The organism is Mesorhizobium sp. M7A.F.Ca.MR.245.00.0.0, assembly GCF_003997415.1.
GTDB lineage: Bacteria > Pseudomonadota > Alphaproteobacteria > Rhizobiales > Rhizobiaceae > Mesorhizobium.
This window is the reverse complement of record NZ_RZTE01000006.1, coordinates 103812-115777: the sequence shown is the minus strand read 5'-3', so window position 1 is coordinate 115777 and position 11966 is coordinate 103812. Positions and strand designations below refer to the sequence as shown.

15 protein-coding genes and 1 pseudogene are annotated in these 11966 nt (G+C 58.2%); 6 read left to right on the top strand and 10 right to left on the bottom strand.

Annotated features, from left to right (window positions below; all coding sequences use genetic code 11):
- Positions 1 to 171: 171 nt before the first annotated feature.
- From EOB80_RS09765 to EOB80_RS09755, 4 genes are all read left to right on the top strand, one after another.
- The gene (locus tag EOB80_RS09765) at positions 172 to 1638 is read left to right on the top strand and encodes a Shedu immune nuclease family protein (RefSeq protein ID WP_164762569.1); all 1467 of its coding nucleotides are present in this window, start codon (positions 172 to 174) and stop codon (positions 1636 to 1638) included.
- Positions 1639 to 2063: 425 nt separating this feature from the next.
- On the top strand, positions 2064 to 2240 hold the full coding sequence (locus EOB80_RS34475; protein ID WP_164762568.1) for a hypothetical protein: 177 nt from the start codon (positions 2064 to 2066) through the stop codon (positions 2238 to 2240).
- Positions 2237 to 2434, top strand: coding sequence for a hypothetical protein (locus tag EOB80_RS09760; protein ID WP_127327489.1), 198 nt, complete (start codon positions 2237 to 2239; stop codon positions 2432 to 2434). The genes EOB80_RS34475 and EOB80_RS09760 overlap by 4 nt, the downstream gene beginning before the upstream one ends.
- Positions 2435 to 2440: 6 nt before the next feature.
- Positions 2441 to 3268, top strand: a complete 828-nt coding sequence (locus EOB80_RS09755) for a hypothetical protein (RefSeq protein ID WP_127327488.1) — start codon at positions 2441 to 2443, stop codon at positions 3266 to 3268.
- Between the two features lie 507 nt (positions 3269 to 3775).
- On the opposite strand, the gene EOB80_RS09750 is transcribed toward EOB80_RS09755, so the two are convergent.
- Together EOB80_RS09750 and EOB80_RS09745 are read right to left on the bottom strand one after the other, a co-directional pair.
- A complete protein-coding gene (locus EOB80_RS09750; protein WP_164762567.1) occupies positions 3776 to 4324 on the bottom strand; it encodes a hypothetical protein in 549 nt (182 codons plus the stop codon).
- A gap of 574 nt (positions 4325 to 4898) precedes the next feature.
- The gene (locus tag EOB80_RS09745; RefSeq protein ID WP_127327486.1) at positions 4899 to 5444 is read right to left on the bottom strand and encodes a hypothetical protein; all 546 of its coding nucleotides are present in this window, start codon (positions 5442 to 5444) and stop codon (positions 4899 to 4901) included.
- A gap of 405 nt (positions 5445 to 5849) precedes the next feature.
- Here EOB80_RS09745 and EOB80_RS09740 point away from each other — a divergent pair, with 405 nt between their 5' ends.
- Positions 5850 to 6359, top strand: a complete 510-nt coding sequence (locus tag EOB80_RS09740; RefSeq protein WP_127327485.1) for a hypothetical protein — start codon at positions 5850 to 5852, stop codon at positions 6357 to 6359.
- Between the two features lie 74 nt (positions 6360 to 6433).
- On the opposite strand, the gene EOB80_RS09735 is transcribed toward EOB80_RS09740, so the two are convergent.
- From EOB80_RS09735 to EOB80_RS09710, 7 genes and pseudogenes are all read right to left on the bottom strand, one after another.
- Positions 6434 to 6679, bottom strand: a complete 246-nt coding sequence (locus EOB80_RS09735) for a DUF2188 domain-containing protein (protein ID WP_127327484.1) — start codon at positions 6677 to 6679, stop codon at positions 6434 to 6436.
- A gap of 57 nt (positions 6680 to 6736) precedes the next feature.
- Positions 6737 to 7003 (bottom strand): DUF3892 domain-containing protein, encoded by a 267-nt coding sequence (locus EOB80_RS09730; protein WP_127327483.1) that lies wholly within the window; start codon positions 7001 to 7003, stop codon positions 6737 to 6739.
- Positions 7004 to 7624: 621 nt separating this feature from the next.
- Positions 7625 to 7723 carry an IS66 family transposase zinc-finger binding domain-containing protein gene (locus EOB80_RS35185; protein ID WP_245466326.1) on the bottom strand — a complete coding sequence of 33 codons (99 nt, stop codon included), beginning with the start codon at positions 7721 to 7723 and terminating at the stop codon, positions 7625 to 7627.
- Between the two features lie 146 nt (positions 7724 to 7869).
- Positions 7870 to 7992, bottom strand: a pseudogene (locus EOB80_RS35180) (transposase); the annotation flags it as partial.
- Between the two features lie 135 nt (positions 7993 to 8127).
- Complete coding sequence (gene tnpB, locus EOB80_RS09720) at positions 8128 to 8481, bottom strand: IS66 family insertion sequence element accessory protein TnpB (protein ID WP_127327481.1); 354 nt, start codon at positions 8479 to 8481, stop codon at positions 8128 to 8130.
- Positions 8478 to 8933: a transposase gene (locus EOB80_RS09715; RefSeq protein WP_245466313.1), complete on the bottom strand. Its 456-nt coding sequence runs from the start codon at positions 8931 to 8933 to the stop codon at positions 8478 to 8480. The genes tnpB and EOB80_RS09715 overlap by 4 nt, the downstream gene beginning before the upstream one ends.
- Positions 8934 to 8944: 11 nt before the next feature.
- Complete coding sequence (locus tag EOB80_RS09710; protein WP_127327479.1) at positions 8945 to 9268, bottom strand: hypothetical protein; 324 nt, start codon at positions 9266 to 9268, stop codon at positions 8945 to 8947.
- 732 nt (positions 9269 to 10000) lie between these two features.
- Here EOB80_RS09710 and EOB80_RS09705 point away from each other — a divergent pair.
- Positions 10001 to 10378 carry a hypothetical protein gene (locus EOB80_RS09705; RefSeq protein WP_245466312.1) on the top strand — a complete coding sequence of 126 codons (378 nt, stop codon included), beginning with the start codon at positions 10001 to 10003 and terminating at the stop codon, positions 10376 to 10378.
- A gap of 324 nt (positions 10379 to 10702) precedes the next feature.
- Here the strand turns inward: EOB80_RS09705 and EOB80_RS09700 are convergent, their stop codons facing one another.
- Positions 10703 to 11458, bottom strand: coding sequence for a Crp/Fnr family transcriptional regulator (locus EOB80_RS09700; RefSeq protein ID WP_127327477.1), 756 nt, complete (start codon positions 11456 to 11458; stop codon positions 10703 to 10705).
- Between the last annotated feature and the right edge of the window lie 508 nt (positions 11459 to 11966).

The window sequence follows — 11966 nt, the reverse complement described above, 5'->3', positions numbered from 1 at the left end:
AAAGCTGTCCCATTCCATCATGGGGCCGTTGCCGAAAAGCTGCCATTCCGTTCTCGCCCCCCGACACTGAGCTGCCACGCGGGTGAGGGGATGGACGAATCATCCGCTTGGCGCGCGGTTTCACTTCCCTGCCCCTGGCCTGTATATGTTGGCCGAACAAAGGGGGATGAAGTGGCCGGTCCGGAGAGCGAAGACACCTACACTAGCATGCGAATCGACGCCGGCACGCATGCCGAGGACGGCTCTTTCCTGGTCCTGGAGACCATTCCTGATGGGAAGACCCAGTATCTAAGCTACCATCTCAGCTTGAAGGCCTATGAAAGGGCGAAGGCGGCTGGAGCCGACATGGAGCTTTTGGACGAAGCGTCCCAGCCTCACCTGCTGGCGGAATACAGCTTCGAGACCAAGGTCCTGACCACCTTTCCGATCTGGCTCCGCTCGAGCCAGACCAATTTCCTCAAGCGGAAGTACGGGACCATCGCCAGGATATCGTTCGAGGACGAGCATAAGATGGAGGTTGACAAGCACATAGGCTTGTTCTTCGGCTTGCCGACCGGATTCCACCGCAAGCCGTTCGAGGGGTTCGGCGTCGATCCCCGCATCAAGTATCTCATCGACGCCTTCCGTGACCTCCCCGGCATACTTGGCATCACGATGTGCGAGGACGACCAGATCTCGATCGATGGCGACCACGTGCGGCTTCCCCTCCACATCTTCGACGACGCCCGCCTGAACATTAACCGGGCTCACGATGCCGCTCGCGATTTCGCCAACGGCGAGAAGATGGCCTACCTCAAGAACCTCTTCTTGCCGTACGTGGTCCAGGGATACGAACCCAACGGTTTCGAGCGGCCAGGCATCGACCTGCAGGATACCGTCCGGTCGGCGCTGGCGAAGAAGGGCATCCCGCGGTCCCGGAACACCAACAACAGCGCCGCTGTCCGGAGCGTGATGCGCCAGGTTGTGGAGATCGCCCATGATGATCCGGTGCAGCTCTTCGAGTTGAGCGAGAAGATCCAGTTGGTCTCCCTTTTCGCGTTGATCGAGGATATGACTAAGGAAATGGCCAAGGGCCACCGCGAGGCGTTCTGGCAGACCTATTTCGAGAAGAACTCGTTCATCCTGAAGGTGCTCTTCGGGCTGCCGGTGGTCCACTATACCAGCCAGGCGACAGTCGGCGGGATGGGGCTGAAGCGGAAGGGCGAGAAGCAGGCCGATTACTTGGTCGAAGCCGGGATGCTGGGTAACCTGGCCATCGTCGAGATCAAGACGACTGAGACGCCGCTGCTGACCAAAGACCCGTATCGTCCGCCCAACCTCTATGGCCCGCACCCGGAACTGACCGGCGGTGCGAACCAGCTAGTCGACCAGAAGCTTCGGCTCATCAAGAGCATCGCAGCCAAGAAGGAAGAGGAGGAGGAGCCGAACATCCAGGCTTGGTCGGTCCCGTGCATACTGATCATCGGCAGGCTCCCCGAGAACAAGGACGAGAAGCGGTCCTTCGAGATTTACCGCGGCAGCCAGAAGGACGTGCTCATCATCACGTTCGACGAGTTGCTGGCCAAGCTGGTGGCCCTACACGAATTCCTGGTCACCAAGCCGGACGAGGTCGACGAGGATATCGCGAAGCTCGTTTAACGGGACCAACTAGCCCGATCCGGGAAGGATGCCTAGGTTGCCGGCTGGCGAGGCATTGGAAGCGACCATGGCGACGAGATCGTCGATATATCGGCAACGCCGGTTCTCGTGCAGCCGACGCCTTCGGCGAGTAGGGAAGCTGCTTTGAACCGTCTGCTTTCGGTGGTTGCCGTTAGCAGATCGAATGACCGAAAAGGAGTCGGAAGCAGAGCGGCACCTTGTCGCGAGCCCCGGCCGAAACCTGACAGTCCGGTGACGGCCCCGAAGCGACCCTTGGCTAGTTCTACAATTCGCGAAGGACTGGGGTTCCTGGAAGCTTTTCGAACTTTTCTGGGTCGCGCCTCAGCCCGAATGGCAGTCGATGAGATCGAGACACAGCAGACCTGCACGGTAGTCCGTTTCTCATGGCACCCAACGGGAATGTCATGCCTGATCCGGAAAACGAGAAGGCAATGTATCTGCCCAGCCTCTACGACCTTTCGATCATCCTCGACCGGCTGGCGGGCGCCCGAATTTTCTATCGAGCCAATGGACCGGACAGAGACCAAATAGTTGGCGAGCTAAGGCGCCTTGCAGCAAACGAAACAAAGGAGGCAGCATGACCACCAAGCAGCCTATTCAAGACGGCGCCTACCGCGGTCGGCGCCTGTCTTGGGACGAGTTCTACCTCTTAACCGGCCGCACGCCGCCAATCGCCGACAACGACAACCGGCGGAACGAGGGAAGGCAGCGTGACACCGAGAAGCACGCAGGAACAGGCCAGGATAGTCGCGCTGGCAGCCCGCCGATGATATGACGCCCCATGACCAAACAACATTTCATTCTACTCGATCAGGGTGCGCTTAGAAGCCCCAAGTTGCGCGAGCGCATCGAGTCTGCGCAGACCTGCATCTTTGTTGTTCCGGACGTGGCATTCTCTGAAATGTCAATCAAGAAGGATCCGATCCAGTCAATGGTGCGCTCGCTCGCGCTGCTGGCGCCTGTTCGTGATCGGACTTTTGCTTCTTTAAGCTGCGGGGAGATAAAACAACTTCAGCGCACAAACTCAGTTCTGACAATCAAAGATATCCTAAGCGGCCAGGGAACCAAAATAATGCACGTGCTGATGCAGGGAGAATCGCACCCGGACTTCAGCATGGTGGTGCAGAGGATTTTGGAAACTGCGCCGGACCATCGCAAGATCTACGATGCCAGACAGGATAAGGCGACGATGATGAACTGTGTGGCCATTTTCAGCCGCGACCTCGGCTCCTCTGGTCTAAAGGCGCTTAGATCCGGCAAGATCACTAACATCGAAAAGTTGGGCATTATTCTTTTGATTATGTCCGGCATGAAGGCCCTAACAGAATCATTCGAAACCGACACCGATGTCAGGATGCTACTCGTCCGCCTCGCTCGAATTATGATTTGGGCAGAAAAGCAGGGACTAGGCCAAATCGCTTCGGACAAAATCATGAATGATTATATCGATATGGATTTCGTCGTAGCCGGTTCGTACTTCGATGAAACCCTGACCTGCGATAAAATGGTGACCTTGCTTGATCAGATGCTGCGAGCCGCACTTGAGCCTGAGCACTCAAATGAAGCGGCGAAAGCAGCTGTAGCGATCGGTTTCAAGGTGAGAGAGTAGCCAACGCCTCATCCCGCCGGCCTCATCACCTCACATTCAATCACCGGGCGCTGCGGCGCCATTTCTACAAGAGGCCTTTCATGGCCCACGATCCGAATTGCGCAGCTGGCACCAACTACCCAGCCAAGGGCGGTACGCTCTGGAATATCGGTGCTATTCTAGACATCCTGGCCGGCGGCAAGTTGACCATCGCCGACGTCGACAAGACGGCCGCACTTGGCACAGCGGTGCGCACGGCACGGGGCCAGGCGACTACCGTGGCCGCGGTCGGCGCCACCGCCACCGGCTGCCGCTGCTCACCAGCGTTGTTGCAACGCTGGACAGCGACCCAAGCGACGATCCCTTGCTTGTCACCGCGTCCATCGGCGACCAGGCAGGCTCGCCGCCGGCAGGCTCGTTCTACCAGAGACTTGGAAGAACACCGGTGGCACGGATCCGTCACCGCTGGCTGCCGCGACCTTCGGTAAGAAGGTCAATTGGGCGGCGACGGGGAACTGCGTCTTCGGTTCAGCAATAAGGAATGGGGGCTACGGAAAGGTCACTTCCGCACAGCTTCCTTATAGTCGAATCATCCAGTTTCAATGCGGCATGAAGAGCTTTGCCGATACGTGCTACTGCGTCTTGGTTGACTGGTTGTTTGAAGAAGTCGATCGTGTAATTCATACCGCATTCAAGCGCCTCGGCTCTCGTGGTCGAGTCATTGGCCAGTCGTTCCGCATATAGCATCATGTTCTCTTGATCGTTGGCCCAAGCGGCGTTTATCGTGGGCCGCTTTTCTGGCGGAACAGTACTCCAGAACAACTGCTCAGCTACACGGCCAGCGTATGCGGCAAAGATAAGCGCAACGAGGTATCGCCGCTGCTCTGGATCCGCAGGGTCAGGATCCTTTAGTCCCAAAGAGGTCACGCGACCGATACATATGTCGCGATGCTCAACCGATGCTTCGATCTCAACGCTGCCCACAACGACATTAGCGATTGCGTGTCCTGCCTCATGCCAAGCCGCAGCATGGCAATACGGGTTATCGGCATGGTCCGGCCTATTGTGGGCGCTCAACTCGGTTCTCGCGTGGCTAGGTTTGGAGGTCGATACGCCTCTACAGCAGTGGCCACCCAAAGCAAGCCTCGTGAAACCAAGATTGGCATCCGGTAGCCCCCTCTCGATATCTAGGGCCGATGGTCCTAAGGACCGGTGGGGGCTCCAGAACGCACAATGCAACCATTCAGAATATGGGGGGATAGTGCCCAAACCTAGAAAAAACTTGGAGCATCTGCGGCTTTCCGGGACGCTTGGAAAGAACCCTGGCCGCTACGCAAATCGCTATGAGCCTCCCGACGACAGGCCGATCGGGGAGCCATATGAATGGCTCCCGCCAGCCGCTCGCGAGGCCTAGATTGAAATGATCCCAACCCTGCCGTGGCTGCGGTACTGCCACTGCGGTATCGTTGGAATCACGACGCTGCTCGTTGGGAAGATGCGCAGCGGAGATCTGGGTGTCGCGGGCCTGAGAGCGCTCAACCAATGCCTTGGTGCACTTGGCGCCACGCCGGCGTCGTTCCCAAAGGTTGGATGGCCGCCGCCTTTGGATGACCACGACGATCCTGCAGCCGAGTACTTTCGATAGGCGCGTTCAAGGGAGAATGTTCGGCGGCTCAACGTCGACGCACCCATAAGCGCGGTCCGTCGCCAAGTCACCTTCCTGCCTATACTTGGCCTTGAAGCAAAAGCGAAATGACTTCGGCCTCAAGTCAGTTCTCCACCCGCATCTAAAGGGGATGACCAGTTCATGCGGCACAGCGTTCATCCCGCATCCCTTCACACGGTGCGGGATTGCAAATTTCTTTGTCCGCCCGCCTTCTTTGACCGCCTCGATGATAGACCCAATCACACCGGTCAGGTCGTCATGATCAGCAAACACGATTACATCGTCCGGGTATTGGAACGACAACTCATGGACAAGCAACGCTCGTCTATTGTGGTTCAGAATCTCGAACTTTAGGGTAGCCTGCCGTGAATACTCAACATACTCAGCCTGGTAGACGCCAAACGTAGGCTTCACCTCACCAAGCACGGCGTCAGCTTGTCGTCTGGCTTGTGCGGCCGACAGCCATGCTAGTAGGGCCGAGATCAAAGAAATAGCGACCGCGACAGCGGCAATCCAATCAGAAGTCACCATGCCGAGGGCTCTCTCTATGCGGCTAACGGCCGGCCACAACGGCAGACTTCTGCCGTGGATGGGTTGTTGTGTCCGCAGAAGGAGCAGACCTTTGCCTTGCTGTATGCTTGTGGTGCTGCCGGCGCGCTAGTCTGCAACGGATTCTGCGTTGCTTGAGTCTCTGCCGCTCGCGCAATCAGCTGCCCGATATGGACGAATTCAGCGAGGGCCAGGGTTATTACTCCCGAACAAAATAGGATGGTGCCCGCAATTTGCTGCGTGATTGCAGGACCGGCAGCAAAAACTAGGACGCCAAATCCAAACTCTACGATTCCCGCCAGCACCAAGAAAATCTGCATGTCGCCCCTGTATTTACCTTGTGCGCAAGGTTAGGATTTCTCTGTTAGTCAGCGCAAGGTGCCAAACGTGGCTCGTTATATCGAACTGCAGCAACTCGTTGCAAAATACGGGGAGGCAACATCGAGACTGATCAAGGAGTCGTGGCGGTTTGGTGATGCTATTCGCGATGGATTGCCGGCCTATCTCGGGTGCCCTGCGGATAGAGTCTGTGGCGTGCCGCCTCAGGGAGAATTTCGACCTGGCCAGGACTATCGTGACGCTGCCTATAGCTTCTATCACGACTCTCCAAACCCGACTATGCTAGAGCCCATCATTATGGGGTTGTACGTCGAGGTCAGCTATGCTGGCCGCCGCGGCGGGACGTGGGTGCTGCTTGCAATCGAGTTCTGGATCGCCGGGGACGACATGGTCGTTATCGTGCACCGGAACGGAAGACCTGTGACGGTGCCGATCATGCCCAGTATCGATCTCACACCGGTTTTTGAAGAAATTTATCGTGAACTGCAAATTGCGTTTTCCGGGGAGCTGGACGCCTCAAATCCGAAGCAGACAATGGGCTTCATAGATAGGACGTAGAGTATTGTGAGGGGCGGTCACCCCCCCCAAATCGTCTCCGAAATGCAACACGCCGGGGGATTGCCACTTAGTTTTCAACCGGGCGTTTTCTTAGGGTCGCGATCGCGGGGAAACGTTCTCTCCTCTTCATATCCGCCGCGCTTTTTCTCAATCCGGACAGAACCGCCATCTTTCCCAATCGCGCTGGATAGAACGCCGCCAGCGGTGGCAGCCGCTTTAGTTTCGAACCGCTTGGTAGCGCGGTCGGCACCATCTTTATGCAGTTTCCAGTCCTGTTTTTTCAAGTCAAACGACAGCGTGTATGTTGGCAATTTGGTCATAGGATAATTCTCCGAAAAGAAAGTGATGGCGGGCCAAAACCCGCCATCGTTAGAACGTTACGGACACTCAGGAAGCGCCAGCAAATTATCGTTCCACTGGCCATCCGCGTGAGTGCGGACATATTTCCCGTTCGGGCCATTGACCACAGCGACGTTGGCGCGCTTTCCGCCTGCCGATGTGTAGAAAGTATGCGTGCCCGCTTCGATCCATTGGATCACTTGTGATCTCGACCACTTTCCGGTGGAGTTGCCGAGGTTTGTAATGCCCTCGTGCTTATTCTCACGTGGGACTTTGTTGATACAAGTTACCTGCGCGTCTGCCATTGCAATTGCTCCTTTCGAGCGCTTTGCGGAGCAATTGGGAATGGCAGGGCTTGGGAGGATGTCTGACCATTTCGTAGCTCCTGTGGCTTGCCAAGTGAGCCTCAGGGCGCTAGCTACCGACCTGCCAAGGAGCGGACTCGCGGTCTTGTTCGTCCACTCGGCACCACTCGACCGTGAGTACGCAACAGACAGAGGCAGACGGCGAATCAGTGCCGTCTGCCTCTTTTTTATGCAGGAACGGGCCTCTAGTAAATGGCCAGTAACGTTTTGTTAACAATAATGAAGGCAGGACGAATAAGTCAGCTTTGCTGTCTTATTCAGCCGCCAAAAATGGGGGCAGCCCCCCCTCCAATATTTCGTGACTGGCTCAATTCTTCTTATGCGGATCGGTCGGCTGGCGGTCAAGCGGGATTGAAGTTCCGATCGACGGCGACGATGACAACGGCTTGGCCGAAACCCACTAGCAGACCGTAGCGATCCCTTGCGAGCTCAGCGATGCTATCCTGGCGCCCAATCTTCCAGCGAAAAGCATTGTTTAGATCGTAAAATTCGGGCCAGGGAGTGGTTATCACGTCAGTCGCTTGGCGCGAAACCGTGCGTGAAGCTCATCAACTACTTTGCTTATCGATCGCGGCATATTCCAAACCCTTCTGTAGCGTCGAGCATCTCGCTGACGCTCTCGCCGATCGGATGAAGGGCGCCGCCACAGCACGCGCACACTGCGTGGTCGATATCGAGAACGACATCCTGGCGCTGCAGGTGATCGGGCAGAGGCTTGCGATGAGACGATTGCTTCTATGGAAGTTTCTCGGCGCCGGGTTGCGCTCCCGGATGCGGGTGATATCGGCATCAAGATCCTCCAGCGCGAGGGCCAACTGGTCTGCATCGAGCCGCTCGGAGCGGCGGCCGAACTGCGCCCGCTGAAGCTTTTTGATGATCGATTGAAGCCGCTCGATCTCCCCGTCGCGGCTCTCGACGACATCAGCCATCTCACGCACGAGACGCTGCAGAAGATCGACGTCGGAGGGCAAATCAGCAAGGTCGAGCCGCATGCTCAATTCTACTTCAAAACGCCATCATTCCCAAGCGTTGCGGCCTTGAACCGCCGGAGTTTTGGCGCTTTTTCAGCCTGCCAGTGCAGGCTTCCAAACGCGCTCCGGCGCGCGCCAGTCGATGCCTTCGATCAGCATGGCGAGTTGCGCCGGTGTCAGCGTGATCGAGCCGTCAAAGCCGGCCATCACCGGCCATGTGAAGCGCCCCTGGTCGAGCCGCTTGGTGAACAGGCAAAGGCCGTTGCCGTCCCGCCACAGGATCTTCAGCATCGACGCCTTCTTGCCCCGGAAGGCAAACAGATGGCCCGAGAAAGGGTCCGTCTTCAACACCTCCTGGACCAGCATGGCGAGCCCGTCGAGGCCCTTCCTCATGTCGGTGTAGCCGAGCGCCAGATGCACCTTCACGCCCGCCGGAACGATCATCATGGTTCTGTTCCTTCGCGCTCGGCCTGCACGAGATCGCGCAGTATGCGCGCCACCGGCGTGCCGTCAGTCAGCGCAACGGGCGCAAGCCTTGCGCGCTGCTTCTGCGCAACACCGAACTGCCCGCGCCAGCGGAACAGCAGACCGGTGACGATCCCGTGCTTGCGCGCGACCTGCGAGACGCTGACGGCGGGCAGGGCGCTCTCCAGCGCGATGGCGCGCTTTTGCTCGTCACTGAAGAAGCGGCGGGCATGCGCCGCGCCCTCCTTCGTCGCGACTGTCAAGCTCAATTCCGGCGTCGTTGCACTAGCACTAGTGCTAACGACTGGGCGGGCGGAGGGGTGAAGATGGGCTCGCCAGTCGATCTCGACCTCGCCGCCTTCCAGGAGATCACACCATCTGCGCAGCGAATAGGGCGACAGATGCAACGCGGCTGCGTAGTCGCGCACGCTCATTCCGGCCCAGTTCATCGCTTCGACATGCGCATCGCCCAGAACGCCTGGACGGCGCGGTCGCGCACGTCCGTGCTTACCGCATGGTGGTGCCGCTGGCGTTTGCGGAGCCGCTTTTCGCGCTCCTCCCGGCGCTTCTGGCGGCGCAATTCCTGCAGATATTCCGCATGCTTACGCCCCACTTCCTTGCCGGCCAAGTACTGCAGCCAGCGATCGAACGTGCACTTCCACAGTCCGTGCTGACGACAATAGCTCGTCCGATCAAGGCCGCTGCGCTGCCACGCTTCGATGTGAACCAGCCACCACGACTGGCGCGCCTTGATCTCGAAATGTCTCAAAGTCACCGGAGATCCTCCATGCAACGAAGGAACCCGACATGCTGCGATTTTGCACTACTCGATCTGGGTGCAGAGACCGGACGCTTACCACAACGATTAAGATGGCGAGATAAAAGGCCGCGAGGTGCGGCGTCGATCGGTCGTGTTGTTTCAAGAGGTTACCCCTAATTTTCGCGAGGTGCGGGCTCTTCCTGCACCTCCCAAGATCGTCGATTTTCGTTCTTCGTCCGTAGCTTAGTGCGATGTGCGGGAGCCTGGCTGACCTTTGTGGAACTTGGGCCGGAAAGGGAGGGCGTGATCAGAGACTGTTCTTGAGGTAGCCGCTCGAAGGTAGATCACGAGCTGTTGGATAGACTACGTTAGAAACCTCGCCGACCTAGCCTGAGGTGCCCCCGCGATCGGCGAACGGCTCGCTGCAGCAGGGGGCTTCACCTACGGCCCGTTGAGCCGACGTCGCCAGCGCCGGCCGTAGGATGTCGGCCGAGCGCAGGCTTGTCGGCTCGCGCCATGCGCCTGGTCGGGACAAGCCCCCGCCCAAATCGAAGCTTCCGCAGGGCGCTCGGGCGCCGCATCCTTTTCCGAGATGCAGGCGCTGTGCATCGCCCCAGCCGCACGGCTCTCGACGGCTAGAGATCAGGCCATCCTGACACGAATACGCAAACCGTCGTGTTACGGTTTGATGGTGTACGCCACTGGCCTGATCGCCATCAAAGCAAAATGGGAGAGGTTGCCATGTCTCGGATCAACCGCCGCGCCTTGCTCCTCCACTCCGGGAGCGCAGTCGTCGCCTCGTCGATGGCGCTCGGCGCAAAGCCGCCGAGCCGAGACCAAGAGCCGTCCAGTTATCTGCGGGCGCTGATTGAGGCGCACAAGGCAGCCTATGCTGAGTTCGGCAACGCTCTGCACGAGATAGGCGGAGGCAGTTGCGACCCCTCCAGAGCCAGTCAGGAAGAGGAGAGGGCGCTTCTCGCCATCTGCGGCTATCCTGCAGTCGGGGAAGGGGATCGCCTGGCCAAGGCCCGATATCTGTTAGAGATCGAGGCGCGCGGCGAACTCGACCTCGCAGAGCACATGCAGGCCGTTCTCCGATCCATCATGTGGAAGGGATGAGACAACGGCGCAGCCTCACCGTCAGCCAATCAATGTCTGGTAGGCGCCTTATTCCAGCCGTTCAACTTCATTTTAAAACTGGCACATGCTTTGCAGCGGGTAGCGAACTCAAAAAGGCTCGGCCCCTTCATTCGCCCGCGCTAGCTTCCCGAGGCCATCGTGGTCGATCGGAGGACTAGCATCCAGAGCGACGCTGCCGCTATTCTCGTGGCGGTTGTCCGACTGGGGAGTCTACATGATGAGACAGACGCTATCATCTTATTGTCGGGCCACGAGGATTACGCCGAAACGGCCAACGCCGATCGCTGGGCGCCACGGGAGCGGTCAATGCAATTGGCCGATTAGCCGATCATATTCTGCTTCTGCCCTGCCGTACGAGCCGTCAACCAGCGCGATCAGACCACTCCTGTCAAGGATGACGACCTCACCTCGATTTGACCGGATCAGACCTTTTCCCTCCAACGTCTGGAGCGCGATGGTGACACCCGGTCGCCTGACACCGAGCATGATCGACAAGAACTCGTGGGTGATCGCCAAGCGGTTTCCTTCGACGCGGTCATCACACATCACCAGCCACCTCGCGAGCCGATCTTCGATGTTCATCCGGGCATTGGTCAGTGCTGTGAAGCTTGCCTGGAGATGAAAGTAGTGGGCGTAGCGAAGCAGGAAAGTTCGCAGCGTCGGACTCTTTGATAGAGCCTTGGTGAAGATCTCGGCATCGATGCTGAACGCTCGGGCTTCCAATTGCACGTAACAATCATGCGTTGATCGGTCATCGCCCATGACGAGCGATGAGCCAGTCATCCCTTCGCAACCTATGATTCCAATCTCAGCTTCTATTCCGGGCCGCAGCTCGCCCACGACCGACCCGAGACCACTCTCGAAGAAGTACACGGTTACGATTGACGACCCCGCCACCTCAAGATGAGCTTTTAGCCCAAGAGACACGCTTCTCAAGTGAGGTTTCAGCAATGCCACATCCGCCGAGCACATCCGGAGCAGCAGCTCATTTCGGTAGACGGAGTTTTGCACGGGTACCTGGGGCGCGGACGTCAAAATTTGTGGACTGGAGCTTTTCATTGCTGCCTCCCCTTGGGGCGAAAGCATGATCTTAGCTCACTGCCGACGGACGCCCTTTGAGTTGCCGCCGATGGCGTACCCTACCCCTGCCTAGCGCGAATGTCCCGCGATTTAATGATTTCGCTCACCGGCCCGAGCTAGGGTCTGGCGTGCCCGCTCCAAGGCGGCGACCAACTGCTCCAGAAATTCGTCATCTTTTTTCGTTGGCGATCCGCACTGCCGGCTGCGCGTTACGATCTGCTCCTGGAGTGAAACCGCTGTTTCGTAGTGGTCCACAATGACCCGGTAGGAAGCACCCGGAGGGTGCGATGCAAAGGGCTGTTTCATTGTCACCAAAATAGAACCAGGAAGATGTAAGTCCATGCCAGCCGCAGCTTGGGTAAGAATCGTACAGTATGCTCAAGATTGGTCGCGTTCCGTGCGATGCTCCCGGACATTTACCCCCGATGCGTGGCCCCGGCAGCTCTTCCCCCTTCAGGCTTTAGCCTTACTGGTCAGGCCGGGCGTC